Annotated in this window: 15 protein-coding genes; 8 read left to right on the top strand and 7 right to left on the bottom strand. The window is 68.4% G+C overall.

Annotation, left to right across the window (positions count from 1 at the left end; translation table 11 throughout):
- Positions 1-80 precede the first annotated feature (80 nt).
- The 3 genes from AC5Y3Z_RS19770 to AC5Y3Z_RS19780 all read left to right on the top strand — a co-directional run bounded on the left by AC5Y3Z_RS19770 (position 81) and on the right by AC5Y3Z_RS19780 (position 4975).
- A complete protein-coding gene (locus AC5Y3Z_RS19770) occupies positions 81-1001 on the top strand; it encodes a glycerophosphodiester phosphodiesterase family protein (RefSeq protein ID WP_473139844.1) in 921 nt (306 codons plus the stop codon).
- 70 nt (positions 1002-1071) lie between these two features.
- Positions 1072-2334, top strand: a complete 1263-nt coding sequence (locus AC5Y3Z_RS19775; RefSeq protein ID WP_473139843.1) for a TetR/AcrR family transcriptional regulator — start codon at positions 1072-1074, stop codon at positions 2332-2334.
- A gap of 19 nt (positions 2335-2353) precedes the next feature.
- Positions 2354-4975 carry a helix-turn-helix transcriptional regulator gene (locus AC5Y3Z_RS19780; RefSeq protein ID WP_473139842.1) on the top strand — a complete coding sequence of 874 codons (2622 nt, stop codon included), beginning with the start codon at positions 2354-2356 and terminating at the stop codon, positions 4973-4975.
- On the opposite strand, the gene AC5Y3Z_RS19785 is transcribed toward AC5Y3Z_RS19780, so the two are convergent.
- From AC5Y3Z_RS19785 to AC5Y3Z_RS19800, 4 genes are read right to left on the bottom strand one after another with little or no spacing between them, the layout of a single operon-like run.
- A complete protein-coding gene (locus tag AC5Y3Z_RS19785; protein WP_473139841.1) occupies positions 4972-6213 on the bottom strand; it encodes an SLC13 family permease in 1242 nt (413 codons plus the stop codon). The genes AC5Y3Z_RS19780 and AC5Y3Z_RS19785 overlap by 4 nt on opposite strands.
- A gap of 4 nt (positions 6214-6217) precedes the next feature.
- On the bottom strand, positions 6218-7138 hold the full coding sequence (locus tag AC5Y3Z_RS19790) for an MBL fold metallo-hydrolase (RefSeq protein WP_473139840.1): 921 nt from the start codon (positions 7136-7138) through the stop codon (positions 6218-6220).
- A complete protein-coding gene (locus AC5Y3Z_RS19795) occupies positions 7138-7896 on the bottom strand; it encodes a LamB/YcsF family protein (RefSeq protein ID WP_463828573.1) in 759 nt (252 codons plus the stop codon). Before AC5Y3Z_RS19795 ends, AC5Y3Z_RS19790 begins: the two co-directional genes overlap by 1 nt.
- A gap of 24 nt (positions 7897-7920) precedes the next feature.
- On the bottom strand, positions 7921-8634 hold the full coding sequence (locus AC5Y3Z_RS19800; RefSeq protein ID WP_463828574.1) for a sensor domain-containing protein: 714 nt from the start codon (positions 8632-8634) through the stop codon (positions 7921-7923).
- A gap of 351 nt (positions 8635-8985) precedes the next feature.
- On the opposite strand from AC5Y3Z_RS19800, the gene AC5Y3Z_RS19805 reads away from it, so the two are divergent.
- Positions 8986-10065: an Rv3575c family transcriptional regulator gene (locus AC5Y3Z_RS19805; RefSeq protein WP_473139839.1), complete on the top strand. Its 1080-nt coding sequence runs from the start codon at positions 8986-8988 to the stop codon at positions 10063-10065.
- A gap of 17 nt (positions 10066-10082) precedes the next feature.
- Here AC5Y3Z_RS19805 and kstR read toward each other — a convergent pair whose 3' ends face one another.
- Positions 10083-10682 (bottom strand): cholesterol catabolism transcriptional regulator KstR, encoded by a 600-nt coding sequence (kstR, locus tag AC5Y3Z_RS19810; RefSeq protein WP_463828576.1) that lies wholly within the window; start codon positions 10680-10682, stop codon positions 10083-10085.
- A 262-nt stretch (positions 10683-10944) separates the two neighbouring features.
- Here kstR and AC5Y3Z_RS19815 point away from each other — a divergent pair, with 262 nt between their 5' ends.
- Positions 10945-13062, top strand: coding sequence for an acyl-CoA dehydrogenase family protein (locus AC5Y3Z_RS19815; RefSeq protein ID WP_473139838.1), 2118 nt, complete (start codon positions 10945-10947; stop codon positions 13060-13062).
- A 15-nt stretch (positions 13063-13077) separates the two neighbouring features.
- Here AC5Y3Z_RS19815 and AC5Y3Z_RS19820 read toward each other — a convergent pair whose 3' ends face one another.
- Positions 13078-13611, bottom strand: coding sequence for a hypothetical protein (locus AC5Y3Z_RS19820; protein ID WP_463828578.1), 534 nt, complete (start codon positions 13609-13611; stop codon positions 13078-13080).
- A gap of 73 nt (positions 13612-13684) precedes the next feature.
- Entirely contained in the window at positions 13685-14755 is a 1071-nt protein-coding gene (locus AC5Y3Z_RS19825) for a 2Fe-2S iron-sulfur cluster-binding protein (RefSeq protein WP_473139914.1), read from the bottom strand.
- A 172-nt stretch (positions 14756-14927) separates the two neighbouring features.
- Between AC5Y3Z_RS19825 and hsaA the strand changes: the two genes are divergently transcribed.
- Genes hsaA through hsaC form a run of 3 tightly spaced genes read left to right on the top strand, consistent with a single transcriptional unit; the run spans position 14928 to position 17883 of the window.
- Positions 14928-16112, top strand: a complete 1185-nt coding sequence (gene hsaA, locus AC5Y3Z_RS19830) for a 3-hydroxy-9,10-secoandrosta-1,3,5(10)-triene-9,17-dione monooxygenase oxygenase subunit (RefSeq protein ID WP_463828579.1) — start codon at positions 14928-14930, stop codon at positions 16110-16112.
- Positions 16109-16984 (top strand): 4,5:9,10-diseco-3-hydroxy-5,9,17-trioxoandrosta-1(10),2-diene-4-oate hydrolase, encoded by an 876-nt coding sequence (gene hsaD / locus AC5Y3Z_RS19835; protein WP_473139837.1) that lies wholly within the window; start codon positions 16109-16111, stop codon positions 16982-16984. The genes hsaA and hsaD overlap by 4 nt, the downstream gene beginning before the upstream one ends.
- Positions 16981-17883, top strand: coding sequence for an iron-dependent extradiol dioxygenase HsaC (gene hsaC, locus AC5Y3Z_RS19840; RefSeq protein ID WP_473139836.1), 903 nt, complete (start codon positions 16981-16983; stop codon positions 17881-17883). The genes hsaD and hsaC overlap by 4 nt, the downstream gene beginning before the upstream one ends.
- Position 17884: the final 1 nt, after the last annotated feature.

The following is a 17884-nucleotide window of genomic DNA, read 5'->3' on the forward strand; positions in this document are numbered from 1 at the left end:
CCGAGCAGACGCAAAAGCTCCGGAATCTTCGGCGTGTCGCGGGCTTTTGCGTCTGCTCGGCAATAGCGGGGGCGGCGTGGGTGCCGGTGGCGTCGGCGCAACCGGTCGGCTTCGATGTGCAGGCCCACGCGGGGGGCCGCGGTGAGACCACCGGCGAGTCGCTGCGTGCCTTCCGCAAGGCGGTCGAAACAGGGGTCAGCACAATCGAATTGGATGTCGGGATCACCAAGGACGGCCAACCTGTGGTGTGGCACGACGCGGTCATCGAGGCCACTGCCTGTGCCGACACCGCGCCGGCGTTCACCGGTGACCCGGCCTATCCGTACGTGGGCAGCCAGGTGCACGAGCTGACCCTGGCGCAGCTCCGCACCTTGGACTGCGGCCGGCCCGACCCGCAGTTTCCCGCAGCAGAAGTGGTGTGGGGCAACAAGATCGCCACCTTGTCCGAAGTGTTCGCCGACACCGGGTCGGCCGGTGTCGGGTACAACATCGAAACCAAGGTGCAGGCGGATCGGCCGGGGGCCACCGCCGGCCCGCAGGAGTTCGTCGACGCCGTGCTGGCCGCGGTCCGGGCCGCCGGCACCACGGACCGGGTGCAGATCCAGAGCTTCGACTGGCGCACGCTGCCGCTGGTGCGCCAGGCCGAGCCGTCGATTCCGTTGGTGGCGTTGTGGAGTGCGCAAACCTGGGTGCCGGGTTCACCGTGGACCGCTCACATCGATCCGGGGATCGTGGGTGACCCGATGCTCGGCGCCGCGATGGTCGGGGCGGACATCCTGTCGCCGGACTACCGTCTGGTCGACACCGCCTTCGTTGCTCGAGCGCACGCGTTGGGACTCAAGGTGATTCCCTGGACCGTCGACGACGCCGAGGCGATGCGCGAGCAGATCGGCGCCGGGGTGGACGGGCTCATCACCAACTATCCGACGCTGTTGCGTACCGTCCTGGCCGATCTCGCACTGCCGGTGATGTGGCGCGACCGCGCACCCCGCGGTTCCTGATCGAGGCGCCCGGAGCCGAATGAGCACGTTCGTCCCTCCGTACCCAGGCCGCGCGGCTACGGTGATCTACATGCCCCAGGCGCGCCGCACCTCCGCCAAGGAAGTCAAGCGGCGTCCGAAGGACCGCAAGGAGCAGATAGCCCGCGCTGCCTCCGACGCGTTCAGCGAACTGGGCTATCACGCGGTGAGTATGGAAAACATCGCCGCCCGGGTGGGGATTTCCGCGGCGGCTCTCTACCGGCACTCCCAAGGCAAGTACGACCTGTTCCGGGATGCTGTGCTGGCACTCGGGCAGCACCTGGTCGACGCAACCGATTTCGCGGAGAACCTGTCCGACGACGCCGATCCCGGTGAGACCGTCCGGCTGTTGATCGGTGCGCTGATCGAAACCACCATCGCCAACCGCACCGCCGGGGGGTTGTACCGCTGGGAAGGCCGCTACCTGCACGGCGCCGACCAGAGCGCACTTGCCGATCAACTCAAGTTGGTCAACCGCCGCCTGCAGCGACCCCTGATGGAGCTGCGGCCGAAACTCACCTCGCACCAACGCTGGAGCTTGTCGGCCGCGATTCTGAGCGTGATCGGCAGCATCACCGACCACCGTTCCCGCCTCAGCAACGGCGAGATTCGGGAGACCCTGAACGACATCTGCGCCGCGGTGCTGCTGACCGACCTGCCGACCCGGCGCGGGACTGCGGCCCGCACGGCGCCGCCGGCCCCGTTCTCGGGCACGGGCGGGGAGTACGAACTGTTGTTGCGCGAATCGATGCGGTTGTTCTACGAACGTGGCTACCGGGAAACCGGGATGGACGACATCGCCTCCGCGGTCGGCTTGCCGGTGGGCAGCATCTACCGTTACTTCCCCGGCAAAGCCGACATCCTCGCCGTGTCGTATCGGCGGATGGCCGATCAGTTGCTCGCCGATCTGTCCACCAGCCTGGCCGCCAACAGCGACCCGGAACAGGCGCTTGCACAGCTGGTCGACGCCTACGTGGCGCGGTCGCTGGCCAATCCCGAACTGGCGTGCGTGTACTACACCGAGCGACACAACCTGCCCGAGACCGATGCGATCCTGCTGTACAACATTCAGCGGTCCACCGTCGAATCCTGGGCGCGCCTCGCGGTGGAGGCGCGACCGGAGCTCAAGATCGGGCGGGCGCGATACGCCGTGCACGCCGCGTTCGCACTCGCCGTCGACATCGGCCGGCTCATACACTTCGACACCGACCAAGCCGCACGCCTCACGGTCCGTCGGCTGATGGAGGTCACTTTGCTGGGCAGGCCGGCCGTCGTGCCACCGAAGGCGGGCCGCGCCACCATCCGACAGCGCTGACGAACGTTATAGTCGCGGGGTGATCGGCGCCGCGCCGTTGACCGGGCGTGCCAGCGAATTGGCAGCCATCCGCCGTGCCCTCAGCGGGACCGGTGCGCAGGCGGGCGTGCTGATCGCCGGGGCGGCGGGGGTGGGAAAAACCTGGCTGGCGCGCGAAGTGTTGCGACAGGCCAAGATCGCGGGTGGGCGTACCCAGTGGATCGTAGGCACCGAGTCGGCGCGGGCGCTGCCGCTCGGCGCGTTCATCGGTGTGCTGAGTGAGCCGGTCGACCCGTGGCAGAGCGTGCGACGGGTAATCGATTCCTTTGTGCTGCAACAGGATCGAGGCCGAGTATTGGTGGGTGTCGATGACGCGCACCTGCTCGACGGGTTGTCGGCCCTGGTTGTCCACCAGCTGGCCCAGTCCGGCGGGGCGCGGCTGGTGGTCACCATGCGTACCGGCGGCGCGGAACCCGACGCCGTCACGGCGTTGTGGAAAGACGGCCTGCTGACCCGCCTGGATCTGGAGCCGCTCTCGGCCGAGGCGACCCGCGAGGTGATCGAGACCACGCTCGGCGGCCCCGTGGACGCCCGCAGTGCCGCCCGGTTCCGGCAGCTCACCGGCGGCAACAGCCTGTTCCTGCGGCAGTTGCTCGCCGACCAGCTGGCGGCCGGTCGGATGCGGAACCTGGCCGGGGTCTGGATCTGGGACGACGATGTTGCGGTGTCGGCGAGCCTGTCCGACACCGTGATGCGCCAGATGGGCCGGCTGGATCCGCCGATGGCGATGGTGGTCGACGTCCTGTCGCAATGCGAGCCGTTGCCCGTCGACGTGTTGTGCGACCTGGTGAGCCGCGCTGATCTGCACGCCGCCGAGCGGATGGGACTGGTCACCGTCGAGCGCACCGGTGCCGCATTGACGGTCCGGCTGGCGCACCCGTTGTTCGGCGAACTGCGCCGTGCCGTCGCGGGCGAGATGCACCTGTCGGCGATCCGCGGCCGGCTCGCGACGCGGCTGGCCGACGACAGCGACGCCGACATGCAGGCCACCGTGCGCCGGGCGCTGCTGCGCCTCGAGTCCGATCTCGGTCCGGATCCCGTGCTCTATCTGGAATCGGCGCGTCACGCCATGACGCTGCTGGACCTCGATCTGGCCGACCGGTTCGCCGCCGCGGCGACCCGGGCAGGCGCACCCGGTGCGGCGGCGGTGCGGGCGATGAACCTGGTTCTGCTGGGCAGTGGCGATCAGGCGGAGGAGGCGCTGCGTCAGCTCGCCGACCTGCCCGACGGTCAGCACTGGGCGACCGTGCGCGCAGCCAACCTGGTCTGGATGCTGGGCCGGCCTGCGGAGGCGGCCGCCGTCCTGGACGGCCTGGCGGCCGGGTCCGAAACGCCGGCTCAGTCAGCCGAGCGCCTGGCGGTGCAGGCCTGTCTGGATGCGGTATCGGCGCGCTGCCGGGATGCTGCCCAAAATGCTTGCGCCGCCTTGGAATCCACCGTACTGCCGGACTTCCACGCGATGATGGCGGCGCTGGCGTTGATCATGGCCAGGGGAGCGCTGGGTGAGGTCGACGACCTCACCGTGCTGGCCGATCAGGCGTTGCGGCGTGCGACGACGTCGTTCGAGGCCTCGCACATGAGGTTCTGGTTCGGAGCGGTGTACGGCCGGGCGTGCCGGCTGACCGGTCGGATCGCCGAATTCGTCGACATGGCAACGACATTGGCTGATTCGGCGCGCGATGTTCCCGGCCTGGCCTATGCAAATCTGGCGTGCCTGTTGAGTAACGTCGAGTTGGCCCGCGGAGCGGTCGCCGACGCCGCCCGGCTGGGTCACGAAGCACTTGCCGGAGTGCATAAGCATGCCGTCACCACCGGTCTGCGGCCGGCCACCTTTTTCGCGTTGGCCGAGGCGCACGCCAAACTGGGTCAGGCAGCTGACGCCGCCGAAGCGGTCGCGTCGGCGCGGTCCTGCGTACCGCCGGACTTCCTGTTCATGCACACCGGGCTGGCGGTGGCGGTCGGCTGGGGGCTGGCTGCCGACGGGCAGTTGCGCGCAGCCGTGACCGAGGTGCGGCGGGCTGCGGAAATTGCCCGCGACCGCGGGCAACCCACCCATGAACTGGCCTGTATCCAGGCTGCGGCGCAGTGGGGCGACACCGCGGGTGCGGGGCGCGCCCGCGAGTTGGCCGAGACGTTGTCGCTGCCACTGGCGGATGCGGTCGCGGCGCACACGGCGGCGTTGGCGGCCGGTGACGGTACGGCTCTGCTGGCGGCGTCGGCGGCCTACCGCGCCATCGGTGACCGGGCCGCCGCCGCCGATACCGCGGCGCAGGCTTCCGTGGCATTCACCGGCAGTCAGCAACAGCGACGCGGGCTCTATGCGGCGGCACTGGCCAAGGAACTGGCGGTCGAGTGCGGCGGACTGCACACGCCGGCGCTGCGAACTCCGGCCGGGCTCAAGCTGTCCGGTCGGCAGCGCGATGTCACCGAACTCGTCGCGGCCGGTCTGTCCAACCGGCAGATCGCCGAGAAGCTGGTCATGTCGATACGCACCGTGGAAGGCCACATCTACCGCGCCTGTCAGCGGGTGGGGGCACAGTCCCGCGAGGAACTGGCGGCGATCATCCGATCCGGCCCGGGCGGGCCACACCGCGGCGGTTAGATACCCAGTACCCGCACGGCTGCCCACAACGCCAGCACCGCCACCAGCAATGCGGCCGGCACTGTGCACAACCCCAGGAGGGTGTACTCCCCGACACCGGGCTCGACCCGGTACTGGCGCAGCACCCGTCGCCACAACAGGTTGGACAGCGAACCCACGTAGGTCAGGTTTGGTCCGATGTTGACGCCGATCAACACGGCCAGTACGGCCGCAGGTCCGCCGGCGGCGACCAGCGGCACCAACACCAGCGTTGCCGGCAGGTTGTTGACCACATTGGCCAGCACGGCCGCCAGGGCCGCGACGCCGAGCAGGGCCGCCAACCCGGAACCGGCCGGGACCAGGGCCGACATCGTGGCGGCCATGCCGTTGAGCATGACGGCTTGTACCACGATGCCCAGCGCGGGCACGAACACCAGAAACGGAATGTTGAGCGAGTGCAGTATCTCGGTGACCGTCGTGCGCCGGTGCCGCAGACTGCGGGTAGCCAGCACCGCGGCACCGCACAGCGCAGCCCATGCCGGCGGGATGTCCAGGTACTCGGCCACCGCGAAACCGGCCAGCGTCGCACCCACCACCACCAGCACGAACACCGGTGGACGCGGTGGCGGTCCGAGATCCGCGCGGTCGGGTTGGGTGCGCAGGTCGCGGACGAAGAACAGCCGGAACGCCACGTACACCGTGCCCGTCGCGGCCAGCCACGGCAACGCCATCAGTTCGGTGAACTTGACGAACGAAAGGTGGGCACCGCGGTAGGCGAGCAGGTTGGTCAGGTTGGACACCGGAAGCAGCAGCGAGGCCGTATTGGCCAGGTGCGCGGTGGCGTAGGTATACGGCAGGACCGGGGTCCGCAACCGGCGCACGGTGGCCAGCACCACCGGGGTCAACAGCACGACGGTGGCGTCGAGGCTGAGGACCGCGGTGATGATCGCCGAGATGACGAATACCTGCCGCAGCAGCCCGTAGGACCCCGAACCGGTGCGCGCCATCGCCGCACCCGCTGCTTCGAACAGCCCTTCGTCGTCACACAGCTTGGCCAGCACCAACACCGCGCCCAGGAAGGCGACCACCCGGCCGAGGCCGGACACCTGGGCGCCCGCCTGGTGTGGCGAGATCGCGCCGACCGCCACCAGAATCGCTGCCGCCGGTACGGCCGCCACCGCCTCGGGCAGGCCCCGGGGGCGTGCCACCGCGCACGCGAGCACGACAGCCAGCAGCACCAGCGAGAGGGTCAGGGTCAACGGTCTAGACCCAGGGATCTTCGCGCCGCCACAGCGTGGGCATCTGCACGGCAACGCCGTCCTCGGCGGCCAGCTCGTCGAGGACGCGGATCGACACACCCAGGTCGTCGCCCGCATAGGGCAAGGCGCGCAACGGTTTCGACAGCGGACGGAAGAAGTCGTCCCAGTGGATCAGGACGACCCGTCGTGCCCCGACCGCCCGCACGGTCTGGTTCCAGTACTCGACGAGATAGGACCGCGGCTGCAGACCCAGCTGGCCGACGCTCAGATAGGCAACGTCGGCCGGTCGGTTGTGCAGCGCACCGGCGACGTAACCGGCGCTGCCCTGGATCAGCAGTCGCCGGCCGGACGGCAGATGGTGAATGAGCGCGGACCACGCTTCGCCGCACCGGTAGGCCGACGCCTGCACCGGCGGCACCACCGGGGCATCGATCACTCCCGGGAACCGGTCGGGCGGGCAGTGATGCGACTCGATCAGCGTTACTTCGAAGGCGCCCAACATGATCGGCTCACCGGAAACCGCCACCGTCAGGCGGTCGTCGGCCAACCCGTGCCCGCGGCCCACATTGGCCGCCGATTCACCGCCGACCAACCGGGCACCGGTGCGCTCGGCGACCAGCGCGGAATCCATGACGTGGTCGATGTGGGTGTGCACCGGTATGACGGCGGCGAGTCGGGTGATCTTGGCCCGCGCCAGGCAACCGTCAACGCGCGCAGGCGAAGGCGCCACCTTGCCGGCCACCACCCGCGCCAGTCCGGGGCGGGAGAAATAACCGTCGGTCAGCAATGCCGACGATCCGTCGTCCAGGAGCAGGGTCGCCACCCCCATCCACATCACTGACAGTGGCGAGTCAGGTGCTGCGACAGGCACATCGAACCGATGTGAATATCGGCTGAGGTCGGGACGCCCCAGTTTGAGCCGCACTAGCAGCAGGCCTTCAACTCGACGCCGGCGGCGATCAGCGCCTCGCGCACCGCGGTCGCGATCTGCACCGCGCCCGGCGAATCGCCATGCACACAAACCGATTCCACCGTTACCGCGATCGGGGTGCCGTCGACGGCCGGCACCTCACCCGAGGTCACCATCGCCGCGACCCGCCGCGCGATCGCCGTCGGGTCGTGCAGCACCGCACCCGGTTCGCGGCGGGGCACCAACCGGCCATCCGGGGTATAGGCGCGATCGGCGAAAGCCTCGGCGACCGTGCGCAGCCCGCGGCGTTCGGCTTCCTCGAAGAACGCCGAACCCGTCATGCCCAGCACCGGTAGCGCGGCGTCCACGCGCTGAACCGCGTCCGCCACCGCAGCGGCCTGCTCGCGGTGGGTGACGATGGTGTTGTACAGCGCGCCATGGGGTTTGACGTAGGACACCGTCGAGCCGGCTGCCCGCGCCAGCGCCTGCAAGGCGCCGATCTGATAGATCACGTCCGCGCGCAGGTCTTCGGCGGCGACGTCGATGAAGCGTCTGCCGAACCCGGCGAGGTCGCGGTAACTCACCTGAGCACCGATGCGCACACCGCGCTCGGCGGCCGTGCGGCACACCCGCAGCAGCCCGGCCGGGTCGCCGGCGTGGAAGCCGCACGCGACGTTGGCACTGGTGACGATTCCGAGCATGGCGTCGTCGTCACCCAATCGCCAGATGCCGAATCCTTCCCCCAGGTCGGCGTTGAGGTCGATGCTGGCCACGGGCTCAGCTTAGGCGCGGCGTTCCTACAGCTTGGCGATGTTGCCCGCGATCTTGTTGGCGATGTCCACGGCCGCGGTGCCGGTCTGGTTGAAGGCGCACGTCACGATGTCTATGGCGATGTTGTTGCGCACGGTCAGGGCGTGCTGGCAGGTCCAGCCGTCCCCGCGTTCCTGGACCTTGGTGGTGCTCAACATGCTGTTCTCGTTGTTCACGTCGCCGACGGTCCAGGTGATGTCGGACTGGTTGGGGCTGACGTCGTTGAAGCGCCGGTTGGCGCACGATTTCCAGCTCTGCACCGAGGAGTTGTAGAAGTTGCTGGCGTCCTGGGCGTTGGGGAACGCCACGACCGCCTGCAGCGTGTAGAACTTGCGGTCGCCGGTGTCGTCGACGCTGTCGTCGAGCCGCTGTCCCCGCATCGCGGTCCACCCGGTGCCGGCATACACCTTGTCCTGCGCGGCACTGTCGACTGCCAGGCAGTTCGTGTCGGTCACGTTCTTGCTCCAGTCCCACATGGACTTGGCGCTGAACCACACCTTCATCGAGGTCGCGCCCAGGGCGCTGTTGATCTGGCTCGGGTCGAGCAGCAGGTTGTCCAGCGCGCTCACCGATATCGGAGTCTGATTTGCCAGACCGGCCTTGTCACCTGCCAGGGCCTTACCGTCGACGACGTCGGTGCAACCACTGACGAGGGTGCATGCTCCTACCAGCGCGGCCACCGCGACGATCTGCTGACGCACTGTTCCCCCTTCCCGCCTCGCCGGCCGCACGGGGCTGGCGCGTAATCAGCTTATGCGGTGCTGGTGCCGATGTCGCCCGCGTAGCCAGCAAAAATGATGGATGACGCAAGAGATGCCGGCCAGGAACACCGAAACAGGCACTCCTGGCGCCAGGGACAGCACGATTCCCCCGACGGTGGCAGTCTCGGCAAACGCCCGCGGGCCGGCGCGGACCCACCGGACAGTGCCGCGGCCAACGCGCTGCGGCGGGTGATTCCCACACAGAGACATAAGTGAAAATCGTTTCCATCAGAAAGTTGAGCGGCACTGTCCCGCAGCGGCGGTCGGGACGGCGCGGTAGCGTCACCGAATGTGAGTCCAACACCGCGCAGGCGGGCGACTCTGGCGTCGTTGGCGGCCGAGCTCAAGGTATCTCGCACCACGATCTCCAACGCCTTCAACCGACCGGACCAGCTCTCCCCTGAACTCCGGGAGCGGGTGCTGGCCACGGCGAAGCGGATCGGTTACGCGGGGCCGGACCCGGTGGCCAGATCGTTGCGCACCCGCAAGGCCGGCGCCGTCGGACTGGTGATGACCGAAGCGCTGACCTACTCGTTCAGCGACCCGGCGGCCCGGGATTTCGTTGCGGGACTGGCCCAGTCGTGCGAGGAACTGGGTCAGGGGTTGTTGCTGGTGGCTGTCGGGCCGGGACGCAGCATCGAGGACGGCACCACGGCGGTGCTGGGTGCCGGGGTGGACGGGTTCGTGGTCTATTCGGTGCGCGACGACGATCCCTATCTGCAGGTCGTGCTGCAGCGCCGGTTGCCGGTAGTGGTGGTCGACCAGCCGATCGGGTTGCCGTCGGTCTGCCGGGTGGGTATCGACGACCGCGCGGCTATGCGCGAGCTCGCCGAATACGTACTGGGCCTGGGTCACCGTGAGATCGGCCTGCTGACCATGCGGCTGGGCCGCGACCGGCGCCAGGGCCTGGTGACTGCCGACCGGTTGCAGTCGCCGATCTTCGACGTGCAGCGGGAACGCATCATCGGGGTGTGGGAGGCGATGACGGCCGCCGGCATCGACCGGGAGTCGCTGACCGTGGTGGAAAGCTACGAGCACCTGCCCACTTCCGGCGGCGACGCGGCCAGCGTGGCGCTGCAGGCCAATCCGCGCATCACCGCGCTGCTGTGCACCGCCGACATCCTGGCCCTCTCGGCCATGGATTACCTTCGCGCACATGGCATTTATGTGCCGGGTCAGATGACGGTCACCGGCTTTGACGGGGTCGACGAGGCGATCGGCCGGGGGCTGACGACGGTGGCGCAGCCGAGTTTGCACAAGGGCCGGCGCGCAGGCGAATTGGTGCTGCAGCCGCCGCGCTCGGGCCTGCCGGTGGTGGAACTGCTTGCTACCGAGTTGATCCGGGGACGTACCTCGGGTCCGCCGGCCTAGCCGACCGGACGGCCCGACTAGCAGTTCTCGTGATCGCCGATCAGAAGTCGGACCGCGAGGTCGAGGCGCTTGCTCACGTCGGTGGCCGACGCGCGGCGGGTGAGCCACGCCAGCAGGTTGGACAGCCACACATCGGAGATCACCCGGGCGATGTGGTACTGGTCCTCGGTCGGCTCACCGTCGCTCATCGCCCGGGCGAACATGGAGTCGATCAGCTTCTCCACCTGGTCGACTTCGCTGGCCGCCGAGGCGTCGGCGAACACGTAGGCACGCGTCATCGCCTCGGTGAGCAGCGGATTGCGCTGCATCGCGCGATTGAGCTTGCCGACCATGAAGTTGAGTCGCTGGAACGGGGTCCCGCCCGCCACTGCGGAGCGATCGGTCTTGGCATCGATGCGGCTGAATTCGCGGCCCAGGGCCGACACCAACAGGTGCACCTTGGACGGGAAGTACCGGTACAGGGTGCCGACCGCGACGTCGGCACGATCGGCCACCGCGCGCATCTGCACGGCCTCGTACCCGCCTTTCGACGCGATGGCCATGGTGGCGTCCAGGATGCGTTTGCGCCGTTCGCGTTGCGCTTCCGAACCCAGTTCCGACTCAGCAAGTACCGCCACGTTCAGCACCTCGCGAGGTTGGTTGACGGAACCGCTGGCATTCGCTGGCGACATGTGGCTGGCGACTCCTGGTGTGGGCGATCTGTTCGCAAACGATACGCATTCTCGGCGTGCATCTCCCACCTCCCCGCAGTCGGGACAGCGACGTGTCCTGGCCTGATTACCGTCGACTTGACGGTTGATCGTTTCCACTATTAGAACACGTTCTAGTGGGCATGAAAGACTGTGTGCCCGGTGAACTTGATGACGCTGAGGAGTGCTCGTGGTAGCGACCGTCACCGACGAACAGTTCGCCGCGCGCGAGCTGGTGCGCGACTGGGCCCGCAGCGCGGCCGCGGGGGAGCCCGCCGTCGTCCCGGCCCGAGCGGTGGAGCAGGGGGATCCCGACGCCTGGCGGCCGGTTTTTTCGGGCCTGGCCGACCTCGGCTTGTTCGGGGTCGCCGTGTCCGAGGAGGCCGGGGGCGCCGGGGCGGGCATCGAGGATCTGTGCGCCATGGTCGAGGAGGCCGCCAAGGCGCTGGTGCCGGGGCCGGTCGCCACGACCGCGTTGGCGACCCTGCTGGTCGCCGACCCGGAACTGTTGGGCGCGTTGATGTCTGGTGAACGTTTCGCCGGGCTGGCGCTGGACGGCGACGTGCAGTTCGACGGCGAGGCGGCCTCCGGCACGCTGCCGTGGGTGCTCGGCGGTGCGTCGGGCGGGTTGTTGTTGGTGCCGGCCGACGGCAAGTGGGTGCTCGTCGATTCCGACGCCGACGGGGTGACGCTGGAGCCGCTGCGCGCCGCGGACTTCTCCCGCCCGCTGGCCCGGGTGAAGCTGACGTCCGCCCGGGCCGTCCCGCTCGAAGCCCCGCGCGGGCGGGTCGAGGACCTGGCAGCGACGCTGCTGGCCGCCGAAGCCGCGGGCATCACCCGATACGCCCTGGAAACTGCCGTCGCCTATGCCAAGGTGCGGGAGCAGTTCGGCAAGCCGATCGGCAGCTTTCAAGCGGTCAAACACCTGTGCGCGCAGATGCTGTGCCGCGCCGAGCAGGCCGAGGTGGCCGCCGGTGACGCAGCCCGCGCGGCCTCCGATCCGGACCCCCGGCAATTCGCCATCGCCGCAGCCCTGGCGGCCGGTCTGACCATCGACGCCGCGAAGGCCAACGTCAAGGACTGCATTCAGGTACTCGGCGGCATCGGCTGCACCTGGGAGCACGACGCGCACCTCTACCTGCGGCGGGCGCACAGCATCGGCCGGTTCCTGGGCGGTGCGCAGCGCTGGTTGCGCCGGGTCGCGGCGCTGACCCAGGACGGGGTCCGCCGGCAACTGTCCATCGACCTGACCGAGGTAGAAGGTCGGCGGGCGGAGATCGCCGCGGCGGTGGCCGAAGTGGCGCAACTGCCGGTGGAGCAGCGGCAGGCCGCGCTGGCCGAGGCCGGCCTGCAGGCGCCGCACTGGCCGGCGCCGCACGGGCGTGGGGCCGGCCCGGCCGAACAGCTGCTGATCGATCAGGAGCTGGCAGCGGCAGGCGTCGAGCGTCCGGACCTGGTGATCGGCTGGTGGGCCGCGCCGACCATCCTCGAGCACGGCACCCCGGAACAGATCGAACGGTTCGTGCCGTCCACCCTGCGCGGCGACTTCCTGTGGTGCCAGCTGTTTTCCGAGCCGGGAGCCGGTTCCGACCTCGCGTCGCTGCGCACCAAGGCGGTGCGCGGTGACGGCGGTTGGCTGCTCACCGGGCAGAAGGTGTGGACATCGGCCGCCCACAAAGCCGCCTGGGGGGTGTGTCTGGCCAGGACGGACCCGGACGTCCCCAAGCACAAGGGCATCACGTACTTCCTGGTGGACATGAAGGCGCCGGGCATCGAGATCCGGCCGCTGCGCGAGATCACCGGTGACTCGCTGTTCAACGAGGTGTTCCTGGACAACGTGTTCGTTCCCGACGAGATGGTGGTCGGCAAGGTCAACGACGGTTGGCGGCTGGCCCGCACCACCTTGGCCAACGAGCGGATAGCGATGGCCAGCGGAACCGCACTGGGCAACCCGATGGAAGAGCTGCTGCGGGTCCTGGCCGAGATCGACCTCGACGTCGCCCAGCAGGACCGGCTGGCCGGCCTGATCCTGTTGGCCCAGTCCGGGGCGTTGCTGGATCAGCGCATCGCGGTGCTGGCAGTGGGTGGCCAGGATCCGGGGGCGCAGTCCAGCGTGCGCAAGCTGATCGGTGTGCGCTACCGCCAGGAGCTGGCCGAATTCATGATGGATGTGTCCGAGGGTGGCGGGCTGGTGCACAACCGGGCGGTCTTCGACTTCCTGAACACCCGGTGTCTGACGATCGCGGGCGGCACGGAGCAGATTTTGCTGACCGTCGCTGCCGAGCGGCTGCTGGGTCTGCCGCGCTGAGGCGGGGGCGGACCGTCAGGTGATCGGCGTCTGCGCGCAGGTGCTGGGCGAGGTGAGGTTGACGCCGGGATAGACGACCTGGATGTGCGTGCACACGTACACCAGCGTGTTCGCCGACATCGGCTTTCCCGTCGACCAGCTCGTCGAGTTGATCACGCCGGTCGTCTGGTACTTGTCGGGCGGGCCGTCACCGAAGTACTGCGTGGTGATCGTGTCGATTCCGCCCTCTTTGAACACCCGCTCGAACTGGCTGGTGGCGTGCACGTCCAGATACGCCAGGCGGTTGTTCGACCGGATCTCGGTGGTCTGGCGGGCCCACAGGCCGGACGGGAACCCGGCCGGGCCGTCGGGTGTGCGCAGGTTGGCCCCGGCGACGAAGTCGCAGGTGCCGCCACCGTGGCAATTGACGTAGGAATGTGTCTCGATCTGGCTCGCCTCGTCGACGGGGAACAGGGTGGTGGCGGCGTTGTCGCCGGCCGCCGCGACGGGAACGGGCGACCACGTCAGCAGCACGCCTGCGGTCGCCAGAGCCGGTACCAGACGCTTCATCCCGCTTCCCCTTCCCGGTCCAGCACAGTCTCGTCTACCGAAGCAGATTTGGGGTGAGATTGACAGGGCGCGATCACTCGTCGTAGGTGACTTCCACCGAGTCCGAAGCCGGGTGGGCCTGACACGCCAGGATCAGCCCCTCGTCGAGATCCTGCTGTTCGAGCACGTCGTTGACTTCCATCGTGACGTTGCCGGTGCGCAGGGTGGTCGCGCAGGCACCGCAGTGCCCTTCCCGGCAGGAGAACGGGGCGTCGAGCCCCCGGGCAAGCAGCACATCGAGCAGTTTGGCGCTGCGCGGCCACGACACCGTGTGGGTTTCGCCGTCCAGTTCGACCACCGCGGTCGCCGGTCCGGCGTCGTCGTCGGCGCTGTCGTCCAGGGTGACCGCCGCGAAGGGGTCGGATTCCAGCGACTTGAACACCTCGATATGCACTTGCCGCGCAGGGACATTCAACGATTCCAGGGCCAGGCGCGCCGCCTCCATGAACGGGCCCGGCCCGCAGATGAAGACCGGCCGGCTGGTGAAGGGGGTGGCCAGCCGGGCCAGCGCGGCGGCACCCGGCAGTCCCTGCAGGGACTCCAGCCAGTGCAGCACCGTGAGCCGATCCGGATACTTCGCCGCCAGGTCGCGCAGCGTGGCACCGAAGATCACCGAGTTCTCGTCCCGGTTGGCATAGACCAGGGTCACCTGACCGCTGCCTTCGGACAGTGCCGACTTGCAGATGGACATGATCGGGGTGATCCCGCTGCCGGCGGCCAGCAGCAGGAAGTCGTCGTCCAGGGTTGTGGGCACGAAGGTGCCCGACGGGGCCAGCAGATGGATGCGCATGCCTTTGTGGGCGTTGTCGCAGAGCCAGTTGGATGCGTAGCCGTCGGCGGTGCGTTTGACCGTCACCGTCAGCGCGTCGTCGGTGAACGGCGAGCTGCACAGCGAGTAGCAGCGGGCCACCGACCCGGTGCGGTCGCTGGGTACCCGCAGGGTCAGAAACTGGCCGGGTGCGTAGCGCAGCCGCTCGGCCGGGATGGCGGCGTCGTCGGGAACGGCGAATACCAGCGATCGCGCGTCGTCGGTCTCGGCGACGACATCGGCGATCTGCAGCTCCAGGACATGGTCGCCGAGCGGCTCGTCGGGTACTCGGTCCAGATCCGCCTGGGTCAAGGCGCGCCCTCTCTTCGGTCAACTAGAACATGTTATAGAAAACCCGATTCGCATCTCTACCAGCCGCAGGAATACCCTGCTCGACACAAATCGGAACGTGTTCTAGTCTTTTCTCTACGTGCGACTCAGCCCGCGCTCCCACAGGAGGCAAACGTAAGTGACCACCATTCAACAGCGTGATGCGCAGCAGGTGTTAGCTGCCATCGACGATCTGCTGCCGCGGATCCGCGAACGCGCTCAGGCGACCGAGGATCTGCGCCGGCTGCCGGACGAGACGGTGCAGGAACTCGCCGAGGTTGGCTTCTTCACGTTGTTGCAGCCCGAGCAGTGGGGCGGCCTGCAGTGCGACCCCGCCCTGTTCTACGAGGCGGTGCGCCGGATCGCCAGCGCCTGCGGCTCCACCGGCTGGGTGAGTTCGATCCTCGGGGTGCACAACTGGCACCTGGCGCTGTTCGATCAGCAGGCCCAGGAAGAGGTGTGGGGCGAGGACACCGCGACGCGGATCTCGTCGTCCTACGCCCCGATGGGCGCCGGCGTCGTCGCCGACGGCGGCTACCTGGTCAACGGTTCATGGAACTGGTCGTCCGGTTGCGACCACGCCACGTGGGCATTCCTGGGCGGGCCGGTCATCAAGGACGGCCGTCCGGTCGACTTCGGCAGCTTCCTGATCCCGCGCAGCGAGTACCGCATCGACGACGTCTGGCACGTGGTCGGTTTGAAGGGCACCGGCAGCAACACCGTCGTGGTCAAAGACGTCTTCGTGCCCCGGCACCGGTTCCTGTCGTACAAGGCGATGAACGACGGCACCGCCGGCGGGTATGAGCGCAACACCGCCCCGGTCTACAAGATGCCGTGGGGCACCATGCATCCCACCACCATTTCGGCGCCGATCGTCGGTATGGCCTACGGCGCCTACCAGGCGCACGTCGAGCACCAGGGCAAGCGGGTACGTGCCGCGTTCGCCGGCGAGAAGGCCAAGGACGACCCGTTCGCCAAGGTGCGGATCGCCGAGGCGGCCAGTGACATCGACGCGGCCTGGCGTCAGCTCAGCGGCAACGTTGCCGACGAGTACGCGCTGCTGTCCGCCGGCAAGGAGATTCCGTTCGACCTGCGGGCCCGCGCGCGGCGGGACCAGGTGCGTGCCACCGGTCGCGCGATCGCGTCGATCGACCGGCTGTTCGAGGCCTCCGGTGCGACCGCGCTGGGAATTGAGCAACCCGTGCAACGCTTCTGGCGCGACGCGCACGCCGGCCGGGTGCACGCGGCGAACGACCCGGAGCGGGCCTACCAGATCTTCGGTAACCACGCGTTCGGGTTGCCGCCCGGCGACACGATGGTATGAGCACAACGGACGAGCTCACCTTCGAGTCCACCTCGCGGTTTGCCGAAGTCGACGTCGACGGTCCGCTGCGGCTGCACTACCACGAGGCGGGGGTCGGCAACGGGCAGACGGTGGTGCTGTTGCACGGCGGCGGGCCCGGTGCGTCGAGTTGGACGAACTTCTCCCGCAATATCGCGGTGCTGGCCGAGCAGTTCCACGTGCTGGCGGTCGATCAGCCGGGGTACGGGCACTCCGACAAGCGTGCCGAGCACGGCCAGTTCAACCGCTATGCGGCCCGGGCGCTCCACGGACTGTTCGAGCAACTTGACTTGAAACGCGTTCCGCTGGTTGGCAATTCGCTGGGCGGCGGCACTGCGGTGCGGTTCGCGCTGGACTATCCGGAGTTGGCCGGACGGTTGGTGCTGATGGGTCCGGGCGGTCTGAGCGTGAACCTGTTCGCGCCCGACCCCACCGAGGGCGTCAGACGGCTGGGCAAATTCTCCGTCGAGCCGACCCGGGAGAACCTCGAAGCATTTCTGCGCGTCATGGTCTACGACCAGAAGCTGATCACCCCCGAACTGATCGACCAGCGTTTCGAACTGGCCAGCACCCCGGAGTCGCTGACGGCGACCCGCGCGATGGGAATGTCGTTCTCCGGCGCGGATTTCGAGCTCGGCATGATGTGGCGCGAGGTGTACAAACTGCGTCAGCCGGTACTGCTCATCTGGGGCCGCGAGGACCGGGTCAACCCGTTGGACGGCGCACTGGTGGCACTCAAGACGATCCCGCGGGCTCAGCTGCACGTGTTCGGGCAGTGCGGACACTGGGCCCAGGTGGAGAAGTTCGACGAATTCAACAAGCTGACAATCGATTTCCTGGGAGGTGCGAGATGAGCATCCGGTCACTGGGCTATCTGCGCATCGAGGCCACCGACATGGCCGCCTGGCGCGAGTTCGGGCTGAAGGTCCTCGGCATGATCGAGGGCAAAGGGGCTACCGAGGGCGCCCTCTACCTGCGGATGGACGACTTCCCGGCCCGGTTGGTGATCGTCCCGGGCGAGCAGGACCGGCTCATCGAAGCCGGCTGGGAATGCGCGAATGCCGCTGGGCTGCAGGAGATCCGCAACCGGCTCGACATCGAGGGCACGCCCTATAAGGAAGCGACCGCCGCCGAACTGGCCGATCGCCGGGTCGACGAGATGATCCGGTTCGCCGACCCGTCCGGCAACTGCCTGGAGGTTTTCCACGGCGCCGCCCTGGAGCACCGTCGGGTGGTCAGCCCGTACGGGCACACGTTCGTCACCGCGGAGCAGGGTCTGGGGCATGTGGTGCTGACCACCCGCGACGACGAAGAGACGTTGCACTTCTACCGGGATGTGCTGGACTTCAAGCTGCGCGACTCGATGCGGCTGCCGCCACAGCTGGTCGGCCGGCCGGCCGACGGCCCGCCGGCGTGGTTGCGGTTCCTGGGCTGCAACCCCCGTCATCACAGCCTGGCGTTCATGCCGGGACAGACCCCCAGCGGCATCGTGCACCTGATGGTCGAGGTGGGCGAAGCCGACGACGTCGGGCTGTGCCTGGATCGGGCATTGCGCAGAAAGGTGCCGATGTCGGCGACTCTGGGCCGCCACGTCAACGACCTGATGCTGTCCTTCTACATGAAGACACCCGGTGGCTTCGATGTCGAATTCGGTTGTGAGGGAAGACAAGTCGAGGATCACGACTGGATCGCGCGGGAGAGCACCGCGGTGAGTCTGTGGGGTCACGACTTCTCGGTCGGGTTCAAGAGCTAGC

This window comes from Mycobacterium sp. NGS61, assembly GCF_059812325.1.

Excerpts from the sequence above, each read along its gene's own strand:
- hsaC (WP_473139836.1), top strand. The coding sequence starts at position 16,981 with ATGAGCATCCGGTCACTGGGCTATCTGCGCATCGAGGCCACCGACATG.
- AC5Y3Z_RS19775 (WP_473139843.1), top strand. The coding sequence starts at position 1,072 with ATGCCCCAGGCGCGCCGCACCTCCGCCAAGGAAGTCAAGCGGCGTCCG.
- hsaD (WP_473139837.1), top strand. The coding sequence starts at position 16,109 with ATGAGCACAACGGACGAGCTCACCTTCGAGTCCACCTCGCGGTTTGCC.
- AC5Y3Z_RS19820 (WP_463828578.1), bottom strand. The coding sequence starts at position 13,611 with ATGAAGCGTCTGGTACCGGCTCTGGCGACCGCAGGCGTGCTGCTGACG.